Origin of the sequence: Mycobacterium sp. DL (assembly GCF_039729195.1) — a bacterium.
In the GTDB taxonomy this organism is placed as follows: domain Bacteria; phylum Actinomycetota; class Actinomycetes; order Mycobacteriales; family Mycobacteriaceae; genus Mycobacterium; species Mycobacterium hippocampi_A.
This window is the reverse complement of record NZ_CP155796.1, coordinates 3,500,902-3,518,126: the sequence shown is the minus strand read 5'-3', so window position 1 is coordinate 3,518,126 and position 17,225 is coordinate 3,500,902. Positions and strand designations below refer to the sequence as shown.

Below are 17,225 nucleotides of genomic sequence, written 5' to 3'. Positions count from 1 at the left end.
CACCGCTGCCGCGTGTCGTGGGACGCCCGAGCGCCGGGTGAGTCACAGCGGCGCATTCAGTGCCGGTGCCATGATCTCCTCGATGGATCCCGACAGATAACCGGCGTACTGAGCGGTGACGTGGTACCTGCCGGCGTAGACGAGTTGGTCGGCGATCACTGCCGGGCAGACCTCGGTGCAGAACCACGGGTCGACATGGACGTAGGTCTGGCCGGTGAGTTCTGCGGCACCCGACCAGCCCGCCTGGGTCGGCACAGCCTCGGCCGCCGGCGCCGCGCACCGGGTGAGATCGGTGGGGTTCTCGGCCGCACACTCAGACGGACCTTCCGATGGACGCGGAATGCTGCCGAGAATGAAGGCCTTTGTGCCCTCGGGTAGTTCGTTGACGGTCTTCACGAGTGCGTCGCGCCAGATCTCCGGGGTCGTATCACGACCGGGTCCCTGATTGCCGCCGTCGTACCATCCGGTCATCACGACGATCTCGGCCTTCTCCTGATCGATGATCCTCATCCGCCAGTCCTGCCAGTCGTCGCATTCGGTGTAGGCGCGCCCCAGCTGCCACTGGTAGTAGGTCAGCGACGCGGGGCCGCAGTTGCTCTTGGCCAACGTGATCAGCCGCCATCCAGTGCGCTTGCCGATGAGATCGAGCGCTCTGTGCCACATCGATGCGGCGGAGTCGCCGATCAACACCATGGTCCGGTCGCTGGTGGTGTCACCGAAGGTGCAAGGGCCGATGTCGTCGAGCCGACTCACCTCCAGCGCGGGCTCGCAGCCCTCGATCGACCACTGGGCGGTGTAGTCGCCACTCGCGGCCAGCAGCTCGTCGTTGTCGATGTCCGCGGGAAGGTCACGCAATGTGGTCGCGGCCTGCACTGCCCTCAGTACCTCGGTTTGTGGGATCGCCGCCGGCACGGGTGCTGATCCGGTTTGTGCGACCGGATTCGGCTCATCGGGGACGGCCCGGCATCCGACCGACATCAACGCGGCGCACATCGCGACGGCCGCAACGGTTTTGGCGGTGAAGCGCTGAGGCATCAGGAAATCCTTTCGCAGAACGTTCAGAACAACTGCTGGACAAGGGGAACCGGCAGGGCCCAGCGGTAACGCTCGAAGGCCGCGACCGCAAAAACGACGGCGATGCCTGCCGGCACGATGGCCAGGCTCAGCCAGGGGCGCGCCGCCAGCGCACGGGACCGACGGATCGGGTCCTCGAATGCGTGGTACATGGCTGCCGCGCCCGCGAAAGTCACACCGATCAGGAGCACCTGTGCCGGCCAGGAGAAATCCTCACCGATCCGGGCAGCGGTGATGGTGAATACGGGCCAGTGCACAAGGTAGAGCGAATAGGAGATGTCGCCGATGTAGGTGAATACCCGGTTGCCCAGCACGGTGGTCGGGACCGTGCGCTGCACGCGCAAACCGGAGACGAGGATCATCGCGGTGCCGAGCACCGGGACCGCGGCGACCCAACCCGGGAAACGGCTGGTGTCATCGAGGAAGATGACCGACCAGGTGATCGCCGTGGTACCGGACCAGGACAATGCGCCGGCGATGATCGGCCTCGTTACGACCCTGGCGGCCAACCACGGTTGGGCCACGGCGATCAGGCAACCGATCGCCAACTCCCACGCGCGGGTCAGGGGAGAGAAGAATGCTTCGACTCCGTTGGCGGACGTCACCACGATCGAGTACAGGTAGCTTGCCGCCACGATTGCGACCAGAAGCGCGAACAACACCTGTCGCAGCGTGGCCCGGCGCCAACGGGCGGCGACGGCGATCGCCAGGAGCATCAGCAGCGGCCACACCAGGTAGAACTGCTCCTCCACGGCCAGTGACCAATAGTGCTGCAGCGGAGAAGGATCACCGCCGAGGCGGGCATAGTCGGAGCCGGTCTCGATGAAGTGGAAGTTGGCGAGGAACAACGACGCTGCCGTCGCGTCCGGCAGCACCCGGGCGCCGCGCAGGAAGTTGGTCAATTCGAACGTCGCGATGACCGTGAGGGCGACCACCAGAGTGGCGGCTGGGACGATCCGACGGGCACGTTTGGCGTAGAAGTCCAGAAACCACGCGCGACCGGGTTGCGTGGAGGTGTGCAGCAGCATCCGGGTGATCACGTAACCGGAGATCACGAAGAAGACATCGACACCGACGAATCCCCCGGGGAACCCGGGCATGCCGACGTGGTCGAGGATGACGACCAGCACCGCGACCGCGCGCAGGCCCTGAATGTCGGCGCGGCGGTTCCCGTGTGGCGGGGCCGCAGTGTGGGGCTGTTCGCCGTGGGCGGCCCCGACTGCAACCGCCACCCCACCCTGCCTTCGCGCCATCGGTGAGCTACCCGCGTAACTCTTGCGGGGCAATATAGCACTCAGGTTAGGCTAACCTTCTGTCGCTCCTGGCGGTCGAGGTGACGTCGGGTAGCCACCGATGTGTGCCCACCCTCGGCGCCATACGGTTTAAGCTGGTTCGTCGTGACTGACAACCTGTTGGCTGGCCCTCTGGAGAACCGTCACCGCGACCTCGGCGCAAGCTTCGCCGAGTTCGGCGGTTGGCTCATGCCGGTGTCCTATGTCGGCACCGTCGCCGAACACACCGCGACTCGCACCTCGGTGGGTCTGTTCGACGTCAGCCACCTGGGAAAGGCTTTGGTGAAAGGTCCGGGGGCGGCTGAGTTCGTCAACTCCGCCCTCACCAACGACCTGGGCCGCATCGGTCCGGGCAAAGCGCAGTACACGCTGTGCTGCACGGAATCAGGCGGCGTCATCGACGACCTGATCGCCTACTACGTCTCCGACGACGAGATCTTCCTGGTACCCAACGCCGCCAACACCGCGGCCGTCGTCGCCGCGTTGAGCGAGCATGCCCCCGACGGGCTGACCATCACCGACGAGCACCGATCGCGCGCCGTGCTGGCGGTACAGGGACCAAAGTCGGCCGAGGTCGTCGGCGGGCTGGGTCTGCCGACAGACATGGACTACATGGGTTACGCCGATGCGGTGTTCGGTGGTGTCGAGGTCCGGGTGTGCCGCACCGGTTACACCGGAGAGCACGGCTACGAGTTGCTGCCCGTCTGGGATGAGGCGGCGGTGGTGTTCGACGCGCTGGTCGACGCTGTCGCCGCGGCCGGTGGGGAACCCGCGGGCCTCGGCGCGCGCGACACCCTGCGCACCGAGATGGGTTATCCGCTGCACGGACACGAACTGTCGCTGGACATCTCACCGCTGCAGGCCCGTTGCGGTTGGGCGGTCGGCTGGAAGAAGCAGGCGTTCTGGGGTCGCGAGGCATTGCTCGCGGAGAAGGAAGCCGGGCCGCGACGGACGCTGCGCGGATTGCGGGCGGTGGGCCGCGGGGTGTTGAGAGGAGATCTCACCGTGCTCGACGGCGATACTCCGATCGGCGTCACCACGTCGGGCACGTTCTCCCCGACGCTGAAAGTCGGGATCGCACTGGCGCTGATCGACACTGCGGCCGGCATCGCCGACGGTCAGCAGGTTGCCGTCGACGTCCGCGGACGCATGATCGAATGCGAGGTCGTCAAGCCACCGTTCGTGGACACGCGCACCCGCTAAATCGCTAGCCTGCCGGTTATACAATCGCTTTCATGACTGCAGGCCTCGAGTTCACCGTCGATCGCAACGCGAATCCGGCGAGCGACGGGGTACGGGCCGAGATCCTCGCGAACCCCGGCTTCGGCAAGTTCCACACCGACCACATGGTCTCTATCGACTACACCGCCGGACGGGGATGGCACGACGCAAAGGTCCTTCCCTACGGCCCGATCGAGCTCGACCCGTCGGCGATCGTCCTGCACTATGCGCAGGAGGTTTTTGAGGGTCTGAAGGCCTACCGCTGGTCCGATGGCTCGATCGTGTCGTTCCGTCCCGACGCCAACGCGGCCCGGTTGTGCAGATCGGCGCGGCGGTTGGCGATCCCCGAACTGCCTCCCGAATTGTTCCTCGAGTCGCTGCGGCAGCTGATCGCCGTCGACGAGCCCTGGGTGCCGCCGGCCGGTGGTGAGGAGTCGCTGTATCTGCGGCCGTTCATCTTCGCCACCGAACCCGGCCTGGGTGTGCGCCCCGCCAACGAATACCGGTACCTCGTCATCGGCTCACCCGCAGGCGCCTACTTCCCGCGGGGCATCAAACCGGTCAGCGTGTGGTTGTCCACCGAGTATGTGCGGGCCAGTCCCGGTGGTACCGGCGCCGCCAAGTTCGGTGGCAACTATGCGGCGTCGCTGCTGGCGCAGGCCGAGGCCGCCGAGCAGGGCTGTGATCAAGTGGTGTGGCTGGATGCGACCGAACGCCGTTATGTCGAGGAAATGGGCGGCATGAACCTGTTCTTCGTGTTCGGCAGCGGTGGCACCGCCCGCCTGGTGACCCCGGAGCTGTCCGGTTCGCTGCTGCCGGGCATCACCCGGGATTCGTTGTTGCAGTTGGCGACCGATGCAGGATTTGCGGTCGAGGAACGCAAGATCGACGTCGACGAATGGCAGAAGAAGGCCGCTGCGGGTGAGATCACCGAGGTGTTCGCCTGCGGCACCGCCGCCGTCATCACACCGGTGTCGCACGTCAAGCACGGTGACGGTGAGTTCACCATCGCCGACGGCGAGCCCGGTGAGATCACCATGGCGCTGCGCGACACGTTGACCGGAATCCAGCGCGGCACCTTCGCCGACACCCACGGCTGGATGGCCCGGCTCAGCTGATCGCCATCCCGACCGCGGCAACGGTCGTCGTCACCTCGACCGCCGCACCCAGCACGTCTCCGGTGATGCCGCCGAACCGGCGCACACAGTGCGACACCAGGGCTGCGCTGCACAGCAGGGCGACGAGCACCGCCAGCGGACCCTGCCAGAAGTGCGCACCCGCCGGGATCGCCACTGCTGCGACCCCGAGCATCCACGCTGCCACCACCCAGAGGGGCTGGGTGCCCGCGACGGCGCCGCCGAGCGCGCTTCCTGCGGCCGCCGGAACAGACCGCCGGCATGCGGCGACCGCGGCTACCCGCCCCGCCGCCACCGCCACCAGGACCGCGATCCAGTTCGTCTCCGCGAAGGCGAGGGTCTGTACCAGGACGACGACCACCACTGCGGCGGCGCCGAACGGACCCGCTGAACCGTCACGCATCACGGCCAGCGCACGCTCCGGTGGGCCGTAGCAGCCCAGCGCGTCGGTGGTGTCCGACAGTCCGTCGATGTGCAGACCGCGGGTGGCCGCCAGCAGCACGGCCACCGCAAGGGCACCTGCCAGTGCACTGCCCTCGTCGAACGCATGAGTTCCGGCCCACAGCACCGCAGCGGCCAACGCGCCCAGCGCCACGCCGACAACGGGAAGCGCGGTCATCGCGCCGCGACCGATGTTCACCGCGCGGCCGGCCGGCACCGGCAGAACCGTCGCGAACGCGAAAGCGCCTGCGACAGAACGGATCATGTGTTGATGCCGGCCTGCTCGAACGTGGCCATCGACGCGAGCGTGCCGACTGCGGCCCGCAGAACCGGCAGGGCCACCAGGGCGCCGGTGCCTTCGCCCAGTCGCATTCCGAGATCGATGAGGGGAACCAGTTCGAGGTGCTGCAGCGCCAGTGAATGCGCCGGTTCGGTGGAGCGGTGGCCGGCCTGCCACCACTGCTTCGCGCCGGGGGCGAGCCGTTCGGCCGCCAGTGCGGCAGCCGTCACCACAACGCCGTCGAGTAGTACCGGGGTGCGCCGGACCGCGGCCTGAGCACAGAATCCCGTCATCGCTGCCAAGTCGGCGCCGCCGCAGATCCGCAGCAGTGCAATGGGATCCGCGGTGATCCTGCGAGTCCGGTACAGCGCGTCACGTACTGCGGCAGTTTTGCGGGCCCAGCCGGCGTCGTCGATGCCGGTGCCCCTGCCCACCGCGGCGACCGGCTCGGTGTCGGTCAACGCGGCGATCAGGGTGGTCGCCGGCGTGGTGTTCCCGATACCCATGTCGCCGGCGATCAGCAGATCTGCGCCGGCATCGACCTCTTCGTCGGCGATCCGACGGCCCGCCTCGATCGCCTCGACCACCTCCTCGGGGGTCAGTGCATCCTCGGTGGCGATGTTGCCGCTCGAGCGGCGGACCTTGTGTGCACCGATCGACGGTGATTGCGGCGCTGCGACGTCGACCGCGAGATCGGCGACCCGGACCCCGGCGCCCGCCAATGCGGCCAGCACGTTGACCGCCGCGCCGCCGGCATCGATGTTGGCCACCATCGCGGCGGTCACCTCGGCGGGATACGCGGACACCCCGGCGGCGGCCACCCCGTGGTCACCGGCAAAAACCACCACCCGGGCGCGCGTGAACTGTTCGGGGGGACAGACACCCTGGCAGGCGGCCACCCACACCGAGAGTTCTTCGAGGCGACCCAGAGCGCCCGGCGGCTTGGTGAGAACGGTCTGCCGCTGCCGTGCCGCGGATGCCGCTGCGGTATCAGGCGCGGCGATGGCAGGAAAGTAGGCCACCCGACGTCACACGACGGGGGTGCCGCGCTCGACCTGCGGTCTCGGCGCGCGCATCCTGCGCAGTTGCGAGGCGCGGCTCGAGGCGTAGAAGCCGAGCTTCCAACCGGTTTCGGTGTTGTCGGGGAACTTCTGATCCGCCAGACGGTTCACCTTGCGACCGAGGATGAACCCGTCGACGACCATGACCAGCACCAGAACCAGCATCGCGGGGGACAACATCTGCTGCACCTGGACCGAGGGCACCGCGAGCATGACGAAGATCAGGCCGAGCGCCGCCGGCATGAACAGACCGAGCAGATTGCGTCGCGAATCGACCACGTCACGGACATAGCGGCGCACCGGACCCTGATCGCGAGGCAGCAGGTAGGCGTCCTCGCCGGCCATCATCCTCTCGCGGCGCTTCGACATGTCCGAGCGGCGCTCGGCGCGCTGGGCCTTCTTCTCCTCGCGCGACAGCTTGGGTCCACCGAGCTCCTTGCGGCGCTTACGGGCCTCCGCACTGGTCAACGGCGCGGGTGCCACCGGCCCGCGTCTGCGACTCGCCTCGCTGCGCTTCGGCGTCGGCTTGCCCTTCGGGGCCGTGGTCACCCGCTGGCCGGCAGAGCCGGCGGGCGCCACGTCGGCGCTGTCGTCGGAGTTGTCGGGGTCAGCGTCCCCGGAATCGTCTCTGTTGCGGCCCAGCAATTTCACCCTGCCAGGTTACGTCTCGGCTGACCGCCGGGGCACCGGAGTCCCGGACATGCGTCGGTCCGGGGGAGGCCATAGTCTGCCGGGATGGCGCGCATCAATGTGCTGATCGCCCCGGACTGCTTCGGCGACAGCTTGACCGCAGTGCAGGCGGCGCAGTCCATCGCAGACGGTTGGGGCCGGTCCCGGCCCGACGACGGGCTGGCGCTGGCTCCGCAGTCCGACGGTGGACCCGGGTTCGTGGAAGTGCTCGCCAGTCGACTCGGCGAGGTACGCACCGAACGGGTGAGCGGTCCGCTGTCCAGTGACGTCGACGCGCAGTGGGTGCTCGATACGGATCCGCCGGTCACCGCGTACATCGAATGCGCGCAGGCGTGCGGCCTCGCCCTGCTGGGCGGGCCGCCGTCGGTGAGCACCGCGCTCGAGGCGCACAGCAGGGGAGTCGGGCAGCTCATCGCCGCCGCGAGGGCGGCCGGCGCGGGTCGGATCGTCATCGGGCTCGGAGGCAGCGGCTGCACCGACGGCGGCCGGGGCATGGTGGAGGCGCTGGGCGGCGTGGCGGCCGCACAGGAGTTGCTCGACGGCGTCGAGCTCATCGCCGCCAGCGACGTCGAACACCCACTTCTCGGCCCGCGGGGCGCCGCGGCGGTGTTCGGTCCGCAGAAGGGTGCCGATCCGGCCACCGTCGCGATCCTGGAGGACCGCCTGACCGTATGGGCGGAGGAGCTGAACGCGGCCGCGGGCCGCACGGTCAGCGGCGACGCCGGCGCCGGCGCCGCCGGTGGAATCGGTGCGGCCCTGATCGCTCTGGGCGGCCGGCGGGAGTCGGGCGCGGCGATCATCGCAGAACACACCGGCCTCGCCGCCGACGTCGCCGCCGTCGACCTGGTGATCACCGGAGAGGGCCGCTTCGACGACCAGTCCCTGCACGGCAAGGTCGTCAGCGCGCTGGCCGCCGGCGCCCGTGATCGGCAGATCCCGGTGCTCGTGCTGGCGGGCCAGGTGACGCTGGAGCAATCCGCGCTCGAAGCCGCCGGGATCGCCTCGGCCCATTCCATCACCGACCACGCGGGCTCGGTGCAGCGCGCGATCGAGGATGCGGCCAACCAGCTCACCGGCCTGGCGTCGGCGGTTGCGGCCACCTATCGGTGAGTCGTCGCAGGTGGTGACGCGACCTGGGGATAGATGGGGAATACGGGCCGAACAAGGTACCGTTGACCAAGTGGAGCTGTCCCCGTTCCGGGGGCGAGGCCTCCACCCACGTACATCCACACAGGAGATTCCATGACTGTTCAGCACGAGTCGGCCGTGCAGCCGGGCCAAGCTACCGAAACCCATGGCGCGACCCTGACCGATGCCGCGGCGAGCAAGGCCAAAGCGCTGCTGGATCAGGAAGGTCGCGATGATCTGGCGCTGCGCATCGCCGTGCAGCCGGGCGGATGTGCCGGGCTCCGATACAACCTGTTCTTCGACGACCGCACCCTCGACGGCGACCTCGTCGTCGAGTTCGGCGGAGTGAACCTGACGGTCGACCGGATGAGCGCCCCCTACATCCAGGGCGCCACCATCGATTTTGTCGACACCATCGAGAAGCAGGGCTTCACCATCGACAATCCGAACGCCACCGGGTCGTGCGCATGCGGCGATTCGTTCAACTGAGTCGGCGCTGATACCCGCTCAGTACTGACCGGCGGTCCGCGGCAGGAACGAACACACCAGGACCTCGTTGTCGATCGACAGCAACTGGGCGATGGCCTGCTCTTCACCGTCTTGGGGCTGCGTGCCGCGGGAGTTTCGCGCCGGCTCGACCCGCATCGTGAACAGCACCTGGGCCTGCGAGGGTGACCACGTCACCATCTTGTCCACCGAGGCCACCTCGGCGCTCCTGTACTGCTTGCGGAACGCATCGCTGGACAATCCGGCCAGCGCGAGGTCTGCACGGCGTTCCTTGGCGGCGTCGAACAGCCCACATAGAGTGTGGCGGGCCACGGTCTCGTCATCACCATTCGACAGTGCGTCGAGGTAGTCCTGGATCGCGCCCTGCGCGGAGGCCTCGGTCAATTGTCCGCCGGTGGTCTGTTCGTCCCGCCCGCCGCTGAGGGCCACCACAGCGGCCACGGCGACGATCGCGGCGACGGCCAGCACCGCCACGGCCGCGATGATCCATTTGCGGCCTTTGCGGGGCGGATACTGAACCGGTGGCGGCAGCATTCCCGGGTACGTCGCGTCGATGCCGCTGTCGGGGTAGGGCTGTGCCGGAGGATACGGCTGGCCAAAGGAATCCGGGTATCCCGGTTGTTGCTGCGGGCCGACCGGTCCAGCGCCGTATTGGGGCGGGTACGGACCAGTCATGTATTTGCTCCCGGAGAGGTCGGTCGAATCGTGCGCATCTAGAGTGGCCCGGCGGGCACCCATACGCAGGTTAGCGCAACTGACCGGGGTGCCTCCGGGGCCGAGAACGCGACCACAGGGCCGACACAGGGCCCGACCTGTGGTCGACACTAGGGTGAACGACGTTCGACTGTTCGGATCGTCGAGCACATGATGCGTGAACTGATGAAGGGTGAAACTGCGTGACCATTGCGGTGTCCGGATCGATCGCAACCGATCATCTGATGCGTTTTCCGGGTCGGTTCTCCGAGCAACTCCTCGCCGACCACCTGCAGAAGGTGTCGCTGAGTTTCCTGGTCGACGACCTGGTGGTGCATCGCGGTGGTGTCGCGGGCAACATGGCCTTTGCGATGGGTGTGTTGGGCGGCAGTCCGACCCTGGTGGGGGCCGTCGGAAAGGACTTCGACGAATACCGGCAGTGGCTGACCTCCCACGGAGTCAACTGCGACGGCGTGTTGGTCTCGGAGTCTGCCTACACGGCCAGATTCGTGTGCACCACCGACGAAGACATGGCCCAGATCGCCTCCTTCTATCCGGGCGCGATGTCGGAGGCCCGCGACATCAAACTGGCGGACGTCATCGAGCGGACCGGATCACCGAGCCTGACGATCATCGGCGCCAACGACCCGGAAGCGATGTTCCTCTACACCGAGGAATGCCGGTCCCTGGGGCTGGCGTTCGCCGCGGACCCCAGCCAGCAGTTGGCCCGCCTGTCCGGCGAGGAGATCCGCCGGTTGATCGACGGCGCCACCTACCTGTTCACCAACGACTACGAGTGGGATCTGCTGCTGCAGAAGTCCGGATGGTCGGAGGCCGAGGTGATGAGGCAGATCGAGCTTCGTATCACCACGCTGGGTGAGAAGGGTGTGGACCTGGTCGGCAAGGACGGCACGTTCATCCATGTCGATGTGGTGCCGGAGACGCACAAAGAGGATCCGACCGGTATCGGTGACGCTTTCCGGGCCGGATTCCTCACCGGGCGTGATGCCGGGTTGTCGCTGGAGCGTGCAGCTCAACTGGCCTCGCTGGTCGCGACGTTGGTGCTCGAGGCGCCGGGGCCCCAGGAGTGGTCGTGGGACCGCGACTCGGCAGTCCAGCGGCTCAGTGATGCCTACGGCGCCGACGCGGGCCGGGAGATAGCCGAGGCGCTCGCCTAGAGCTGCACCGGGTAGGTCGGCTCGCTGATCGCAGGCGTGACGCTTCCTTCGACGAAGATCGCGTGCCAGAGCATGAAGATCAGCACGGTCCACAGCCTGCGGCTGTGATCGGTTGTGCCTCTTCGGTGTTCGTCCAGCATCAACCGGACCGCGGCCAGGTCTATCAGGTCGCCGGCGCCGGACGCGCCGACCATGTCCTGGGCCCAGTCCAGCAGCTCGCCTGAGCGCAGCCAGTGCCGGATCGGCACGGGGAAACCCAGTTTCGGCCGGTTGAGGACATGGGCGGGAACGATGGGCTCCAGCGCGCGCCGCAGCGCGTACTTCGTGGTGGCCCTGGTGATCTTCTGATCGAACGGCAGTCGTGAGGCCACGGCGAACACCTCGGGGTCCAGGAACGGCACCCGCAGTTCCAGGGAGTTGGCCATCGTCATCTTGTCGGCCTTGACCAGGATGTCACCGCGTAACCAGGTGAACAGGTCGATGTGCTGCATGCGGGCCACCGGGTCCCAGCCCTGCGACTTCGCGTAAACCGGGGAGGTGACGTCGGTGTGGATCCAGTCGTCGCGGAATCTGGGCAACACCGCTCGCAACTGTTCGTCGGAGAAGCTCCGTGCGTTGCCGTAGTAACGCTCCTCGAGGGTGAGCGACCCCCGGTGCAGCAGGCTCTTACCGCGCATGCCCTCCGGCAGAGGTCGGGCCGCCTTTCCGACCGACTTGCGCAGGCCGCGCGGCAGAAAGTCAAAAGGCTTGAGCGACAATGGTTCCCGATAGATCGTGTAGCCACCGAACAGCTCGTCGGCGCCCTCGCCGGAGAGCACGACCTTGACGTGCTTGCGTGCCTCTCTGGCGATGAAGTAGAGCGGCACCAGCGCAGGATCGGCAACGGGTTCGTCGAGATACCAGACGATCTCGGGGAGTGCCGCCACGAACTCGGCCTGACTCACGACCTTGGTGACATGCCGGGCGCCGATGGCTTCGGCTGAGGCGACGGCGACGTCGACCTCCGAGAACCCCTCGCGTTCGAAGCCTGTGGTGAAGGTGATCAACCTCGGGTTGTGCCTCATGGCCAGTGCCGCGATGGCCGTCGAGTCGATGCCGCCGGAGAGGAACGCGCCGACCGTCACGTCGGCGCGCATGTGCTTGGCCACCGAGTCCTCGAGCACCGCGGTGATCTCGTCGTAGCGGCGTTGGTCGTCACCTGACGGCGATCCGGTGAACGGCACCGCATCAAAATGTGGGGTGAAATACCGGGTGACCTGCGGCGCTGCGCCCGGCCGAACCCGCGCGTAACTGCCCGACTCGAGCCTGCGGACGCCCCGGTGCAGTGTCTCGGGTTCGGGAACGTACTGCAGCACCGTGTAGTGCTGGACCGCACGCTCGTCGATGGCGAGATCGATGCCCAGTTCGTCGGCCAGGTCGAGCAGGCATTTCTTCTCGCTGCCGACCACGGTGCCGCCGGGCCCGGTCGCCATGAACAGCGGCTTGATGCCGAAAGGGTCCCGCGCGCAGAACAACTCCTGCTCGACGCTGTCCCAGAGCGCAAAAGCGAACATGCCGCGCAGCCGTGTCAGAGCCTCGGTGCCCCAATGGTGGTAGGCGGCCAGGATCGCCTCACCGTCACCGTCGGTGTGGAAGACGGCGCCGAACTCGGACCGGAGCGCCTCACGCAGTTCCAGGTAGTTGTAGATCTCGCCGTTGAACACCAGTACGTATCGGTCCGGTGCGTCGCCGGGCCCCCACCGCAGCGGTTGGTGACTGTGGGCGATGTCGATGATGGAGAGCCGGTTGAAGCCCAGCACCACCTGGCCGTCGTTCCAGGTTCCGGGCTCGTCGGGGCCGCGATGGCGCATCAGCGACGAGGCGCCGGAAACCGCGTCGACGATGGTGGGGGAGACCTCAGAGGAAGGGTCGGTGACCAACGCCAGCAGTCCGCACACCGCGCCAGTATGCCTAATGGGAGCGATGGGCAGAGACCGACACCAGACACATTTCCCGGTCGCTTGGCTCCACCGCCACAGGGTGGTCTACGCTGCGTAGTATTCAGTGCAGCCGTCGAACCGCCCGGCGGTTCGTCGACTGCTAGATGACTTCAAGGAGGCGCCAACGTGTCCGCTCGCGGCCTGAAGTTGGTGGCATTGTCCGTGCTCTTGGGCGGAACAACAGTCCTACTCAGCGGGTGTAGCTGGTCTGAGGTTCTCGGCCTGGGATGGCCCGAGGGCATCACTCCGGAGGCGCACCTCAACCGCGAACTGTGGATCGGGTCGCTGATCGCCGCGCTCGTCGTCGGCGCCATCGTCTACTTCCTGTTGTTCTGGACCATTGCCTTCCATCGGAAGAAGAAGGACGACACCGAACTTCCCCGCCAGTTCGGCTACAACATGCCGCTCGAGCTGGCTCTCACCGTGACGCCGTTCCTGATCATCTCGGTGCTCTTCTACTTCACCGTCGTGGTCCAGGAGCGGATGCTGGACAAGCAGCCGAACCCCGAGGTCGTCATCGACGTCACCGCGTTCCAGTGGAACTGGAAGTTCGGATACCAGAAGGTCGACTTCACCGACGGCACCTTCACCTACGACGGCGTCGACAACGCGGCCAAAGAAGCGATGGCTTCGGCGCCTGAGGTCTCCGAGTCCGAAACGACCGAGTCCGAGGGCGAGGGCCATGGTGGTGGTGAGGAGGTCGGCGCGATCGCCGGCCTCAACCCCGAGGACCGCACCTACCTGAACTACAACGAGATCGAGACGCTCGGCTCGTCCACGGAGATCCCGGTGCTGGTGGTCCCGTCCGGCAAGCGGATCGAGTTCCAGATCGCCTCGGCCGACGTGATCCACGGCTTCTGGGTGCCGGAGTTCTTGTTCAAGCGCGACGTGCTGCCCAACCCGGCGGAGAACAACTCCGACAACATCTTCCAGGTCAGCGAGATCTATGAAACCGGTGCCTTCGTGGGCCGGTGCACGGAGATGTGCGGCACCTACCACTCGATGATGAACTTCGAACTCCGCGTGGTGGAGCCCAACGACTTCAAGGCCTACCTCGATCAGCGTCAGGCCGGAATGACCAACGCCGAGGCGTTGGAGGCGATCAACCAGCCTCCACTGGCGGTCACCACCAAACCGTTCGACACCCGCCGCGGAGAGCAGGCACCGCAGATCCCCCAGGCGAGCAGGTAGGACAGCAATGCACATCGAAGCCCGGTTGTTCGAGTTCCTGACGGCGTTCTTCGCACTGTCGTCGGTCGTGTACGGCGTTCTGACGGCGATGTTCGCCCAGGGCGGCATCGAATGGGCGGGTACCACCGCTCTGGTGCTGACCACCGGCCTGACGCTGATCACCGGTACGTTCTTCCGCTTCGTCGCACGCCGCCTCGACACCCGGCCCGAGGACTACGAGGATGCCGAGATCGCCGACGGCGCCGGCGAGCTGGGTTTCTACCCGCCGCACAGCTGGTGGCCGATTCTCATCGCGCTGTCGGGTTCGGTCACCGCGGTCGGTATGGCCATGTGGCTTCCGTGGCTCATCGTCGGCGGTGTCTGCTTCATCCTGGCCTCGGTGGCCGGTCTGGTCTTCGAATACCACACGGGAGCCGAGAAGCACTGAGCCGCTGTCGGTGTGGTCTGCACGTGTCGAACAAGGTCACAATCAGGGCATGAGTTCGCCCGCAAACCGCACTGGGCGTCCTGTTCGGGTGTCTCCGTTGGGTAGTGTTGCCCAAGCGTCGTGGTCCGCTGACGGCGCGACCGACGGAGCAGCAGTCGAGAAGGACAGACGTAGATGAGCGGGCCGAATCCCCCCGAACGGGACTCTGGTGGCTCGGAACTTCCAGGTGACGAGCCGGGCAACAAGCCCTCCTCGGGCGAACCCACCCCAGATGCCTCGGGCACTCCACCCGGCAGCGGAGTCGGTGGCGACTTCCCCGACACCGCGCAGACAGACCACTATTCGCAGGCGTACTCCGCGCCCGAGTCCGAACAGTTCGTCAGCAGCCCCTACGTCCCCTCCGACGCATCGCTGTACGACTACGACAGCTACGAGTCCGCTCCTGATGCCGGCGAGCCACAAGCCCCTCCTCGATGGCCGTGGGTGGTCGGCGTCGTGGCGATCGTCGCCGCGATCGCTCTCGTGGTGTCGGTGTCGGTGCTGGTGACCCGGACGGACACCGACAACACCGCGAACCCCGAGACGACCACGACGTCGGTGCCGCCGCCGGTTCAGGACGAGATCACCACCACGACACCGCCACCACCCCCGCCGCCTCCGCCGCCGCCGCCCGAGGAGCCGCCACCACCGCCGCCGGAGACCGTGACGGTCACCGAGGAGCCGCCGCCCCCGCCGCCGGTCGTTCCGGCCGAACCGCCGCCGCCTCCGGTCACCGAGGAGCCGCCGCCGCCCCCGCCGCCGACGACGACGACGCGCGCCGGCCCACGGCAGGTGACCTACTCCGTCACCGGAACCAAGGCGCCCGGCGACATCATCAGCGTGACCTACATCGACGCGTCGGGTCGCAGTCGCACCCAGCGGAACGTGTACATCCCGTGGTCGCTGACCGTCACCCCGATCTCGCAGTCCGAGGTCGGTTCGGTGCAGGCGTCCAGTCTCTTCCTGGTGAGTCGACTGAACTGCTCGATCACCACAAGCGACGGCACGGTGCTGTCGGCGAACACCAACAATGCTGCACAGACCAGTTGCTAGGCAGACACCTCTGATGACATACCTCACCGATACCCCGGCCCGCTCACGACAGAGCCCGGCGTTCGACTTCTCTGCGCTGGACCGCGTCGATCGTCTGCTGTTGGGCGGCTGCGTGGCCGCCTGGCTGGCCGCTCTGGGGGCGGGCGTCGCCGCGACGGTGGCGCTGGTCGACCTGTCCCGCGGACCGACTGCGTCGAGCAGCGAGTCGGGCACCCCGTGGTTCCTGTACACCGTCATCGGGGTGTCCGCCGTGGTGATCGTGGCCGCGGTGCCGCTGCTCCTGCGCGCCCGGCGTGCGTCCGTCGGGGATCCCGCCCCCGGGCAACCAGCACAGTCAGCCGCGCCGCCACCCCAGGCCCCGGCGCGCGGCGCGGAGGCGCCGACGGAGAAGTTCAGGGCTCCTGCGGTGACCGTTGAGCCCAGTGGCCCCATCCCGCGCATGCGTGAACAGACAACCGCCGAGGCGGCGGCTGTCGGGCAGGTGTGGCTGCGGTGCGCTGCGGGCATCGGGTGCGCGATGGGTGTCGCGACGTTGCTGACCGCGGTCTCGACCTACCTGATGGCGGTCGACAGTGACACCGTCGCGTGGGTCCTGCTGGGAGTCGCGGCTGTCTTCACCGTGGCCATGGTCGCAATCCCGTGGTACTCCCTGCGCGAATTACGCGCTATCGCGGACTAGCTGTACTGACCACGGACGTTGGTGACGGCGTGGTGAGGTGACAAGACGAAGACCTCCGAGTGAAGTGCGAACTGCCTAGGAACGCACCAACTCACCTCGGAGGTCTTCGTGTCTCACCGTAATGCCCCTTTGTCCGAAACCGGTCGCCTGCGGCTGGCTCGTTGCGTCGTCGATGATGGCTGGTCTTTGCGACGGGCTGCCGAACGTTTCCAGCTGTCGGTATCCACGGCCTCGCGGTGGGCGGGCCGCTATCGCGAGCAGGGTCAGTCGGGGATGGCCGACCGCAGCTCACGACCACACCACAGCCCCAATCGCACACCTACACGCACTGAGCGGCGCATCATTGGCGTGCGCGTCACCCGGCGGTGGGGGCCAGCCCGTATCGGCTACCTGCTCGGGATTCATCCCTCGACGGTGCATCGGGTGTTGAGCCGCTACCGGATCGCCAAGCTGCGCTGGCTCGACCGCGCGACCGGACGCGTCGTTCGCCGAATGGAGTCCGCAGGCTGCGGCGACCTGGTGCACGTCGATGTCAAGAAACTCGGCAAGATCCCCGCCGGCGGCGGCTGGCGCATGGTGGGCCGTACGAAGGGCAACCGCAACGCCAGGGCCGACAAGAGCAGCGGGGTGACCAACAAGTACGGCAACCCGGTCCGCGGCTACCACTTCATCCACACCGCCATCGACGCGCATTCGCGGCTGGCCTACTCCGAATTACTCGCCGACGAGGGCAAGGACACCGCCGCCGACTTCTGGCGGCGTGCCAACGCGTGGTTCACCGACTGCGGCATCACCGTTCGAAAGGTGTTGACCGACAACGGGAACTGTTATCGATCACACGTCTTCCGCGATGCCCTCGGCGATATCGGCCATCGTCGCACTCGGCCCTACCGGCCGCAGACCAACGGCAAGGTGGAGCGCTTCCATCGCACACTGGCCGACGAGTGGGCCTATGCGCGGCTCTACACCAGCGACGCGCAACGCTGCGACGAATACCCGCGCTGGTTGCACACCTACAATCACCACCGCGGCCACACAGCACTCGGCGGTCAAGCACCAGCCAGCCGTGTACCTAACCTCTCAGGTCAGTACAACTAGCCACCGGCGCCGAGACCCAAAAAAGATCCGTCCCAGCCGATTCGGCCGGGACGGATCC

The 17,225-nt window shown here is 67.2% G+C and carries 17 protein-coding genes; 10 read left to right on the top strand and 7 right to left on the bottom strand.

Features of this window, described 5'->3' with window-relative positions:
- Nucleotides 1–42 precede the first annotated feature (42 nt).
- Both ABDC78_RS16745 and ABDC78_RS16740 read right to left on the bottom strand, forming a co-directional pair.
- Entirely contained in the window at nt 43–1,035 is a 993-nt protein-coding gene (locus tag ABDC78_RS16745; RefSeq protein WP_178360018.1) for an SGNH hydrolase domain-containing protein, read from the bottom strand.
- Between the two features lie 23 nt (nt 1,036–1,058).
- Nucleotides 1,059–2,306: an acyltransferase gene (locus ABDC78_RS16740; protein ID WP_178360019.1), complete on the bottom strand. Its 1,248-nt coding sequence runs from the start codon at nt 2,304–2,306 to the stop codon at nt 1,059–1,061.
- A gap of 165 nt (nt 2,307–2,471) precedes the next feature.
- On the opposite strand from ABDC78_RS16740, the gene gcvT reads away from it, so the two are divergent.
- Together gcvT and ABDC78_RS16730 are read left to right on the top strand one after the other, a co-directional pair.
- A complete protein-coding gene (gene gcvT, locus ABDC78_RS16735; RefSeq protein ID WP_178360020.1) occupies nt 2,472–3,569 on the top strand; it encodes a glycine cleavage system aminomethyltransferase GcvT in 1,098 nt (365 codons plus the stop codon).
- Nucleotides 3,570–3,601: 32 nt separating this feature from the next.
- On the top strand, nt 3,602–4,705 hold the full coding sequence (locus ABDC78_RS16730; RefSeq protein WP_178360021.1) for a branched-chain amino acid aminotransferase: 1,104 nt from the start codon (nt 3,602–3,604) through the stop codon (nt 4,703–4,705).
- Here ABDC78_RS16730 and ABDC78_RS16725 read toward each other — a convergent pair.
- Genes ABDC78_RS16725 through ABDC78_RS16715 form a run of 3 tightly spaced genes read right to left on the bottom strand, consistent with a single transcriptional unit; the run spans nt 4,698 to nt 7,156 of the window.
- On the bottom strand, nt 4,698–5,429 hold the full coding sequence (locus tag ABDC78_RS16725; protein ID WP_178360022.1) for an adenosylcobinamide-GDP ribazoletransferase: 732 nt from the start codon (nt 5,427–5,429) through the stop codon (nt 4,698–4,700). The genes ABDC78_RS16730 and ABDC78_RS16725 overlap by 8 nt on opposite strands.
- Nucleotides 5,426–6,466 (bottom strand): nicotinate-nucleotide--dimethylbenzimidazole phosphoribosyltransferase, encoded by a 1,041-nt coding sequence (gene cobT / locus ABDC78_RS16720; protein ID WP_178360023.1) that lies wholly within the window; start codon nt 6,464–6,466, stop codon nt 5,426–5,428. Before cobT ends, ABDC78_RS16725 begins: the two co-directional genes overlap by 4 nt.
- Before the next feature lie 6 nt (nt 6,467–6,472).
- Nucleotides 6,473–7,156, bottom strand: coding sequence for a DUF3043 domain-containing protein (locus ABDC78_RS16715; RefSeq protein WP_178360024.1), 684 nt, complete (start codon nt 7,154–7,156; stop codon nt 6,473–6,475).
- 84 nt (nt 7,157–7,240) lie between these two features.
- Here ABDC78_RS16715 and ABDC78_RS16710 point away from each other — a divergent pair, with 84 nt between their 5' ends.
- Together ABDC78_RS16710 and ABDC78_RS16705 are read left to right on the top strand one after the other, a co-directional pair.
- A complete protein-coding gene (locus tag ABDC78_RS16710) occupies nt 7,241–8,305 on the top strand; it encodes a glycerate kinase (RefSeq protein WP_178360025.1) in 1,065 nt (354 codons plus the stop codon).
- A 132-nt stretch (nt 8,306–8,437) separates the two neighbouring features.
- Entirely contained in the window at nt 8,438–8,812 is a 375-nt protein-coding gene (locus tag ABDC78_RS16705; protein WP_178360026.1) for an iron-sulfur cluster assembly accessory protein, read from the top strand.
- An 18-nt stretch (nt 8,813–8,830) separates the two neighbouring features.
- On the opposite strand, the gene ABDC78_RS16700 is transcribed toward ABDC78_RS16705, so the two are convergent.
- Nucleotides 8,831–9,505, bottom strand: a complete 675-nt coding sequence (locus tag ABDC78_RS16700) for a hypothetical protein (protein ID WP_178360027.1) — start codon at nt 9,503–9,505, stop codon at nt 8,831–8,833.
- Between the two features lie 221 nt (nt 9,506–9,726).
- On the opposite strand from ABDC78_RS16700, the gene ABDC78_RS16695 reads away from it, so the two are divergent.
- A complete protein-coding gene (locus tag ABDC78_RS16695) occupies nt 9,727–10,701 on the top strand; it encodes a carbohydrate kinase family protein (RefSeq protein ID WP_178360028.1) in 975 nt (324 codons plus the stop codon).
- On the opposite strand, the gene asnB is transcribed toward ABDC78_RS16695, so the two are convergent.
- On the bottom strand, nt 10,698–12,620 hold the full coding sequence (gene asnB / locus ABDC78_RS16690) for an asparagine synthase (glutamine-hydrolyzing) (RefSeq protein WP_347133515.1): 1,923 nt from the start codon (nt 12,618–12,620) through the stop codon (nt 10,698–10,700). The genes ABDC78_RS16695 and asnB overlap by 4 nt on opposite strands.
- A 186-nt stretch (nt 12,621–12,806) precedes the next feature.
- Between asnB and ABDC78_RS16685 the strand changes: the two genes are divergently transcribed.
- From ABDC78_RS16685 to ABDC78_RS16665, 5 genes are all read left to right on the top strand, one after another.
- Entirely contained in the window at nt 12,807–13,871 is a 1,065-nt protein-coding gene (locus ABDC78_RS16685) for a cytochrome c oxidase subunit II (RefSeq protein ID WP_178360030.1), read from the top strand.
- A gap of 7 nt (nt 13,872–13,878) precedes the next feature.
- Nucleotides 13,879–14,298, top strand: coding sequence for a cytochrome c oxidase subunit 4 (locus tag ABDC78_RS16680; protein ID WP_178360031.1), 420 nt, complete (start codon nt 13,879–13,881; stop codon nt 14,296–14,298).
- Nucleotides 14,299–14,472: 174 nt separating this feature from the next.
- A complete protein-coding gene (locus ABDC78_RS16675) occupies nt 14,473–15,390 on the top strand; it encodes an MmpS family transport accessory protein (protein ID WP_178360032.1) in 918 nt (305 codons plus the stop codon).
- A 13-nt stretch (nt 15,391–15,403) separates the two neighbouring features.
- Nucleotides 15,404–16,069, top strand: a complete 666-nt coding sequence (locus ABDC78_RS16670; RefSeq protein WP_178360033.1) for a DUF2561 family protein — start codon at nt 15,404–15,406, stop codon at nt 16,067–16,069.
- Nucleotides 16,070–16,177: 108 nt separating this feature from the next.
- Nucleotides 16,178–17,167, top strand: coding sequence for an IS481 family transposase (locus tag ABDC78_RS16665; protein ID WP_178360034.1), 990 nt, complete (start codon nt 16,178–16,180; stop codon nt 17,165–17,167).
- Nucleotides 17,168–17,225 lie beyond the last annotated feature (58 nt).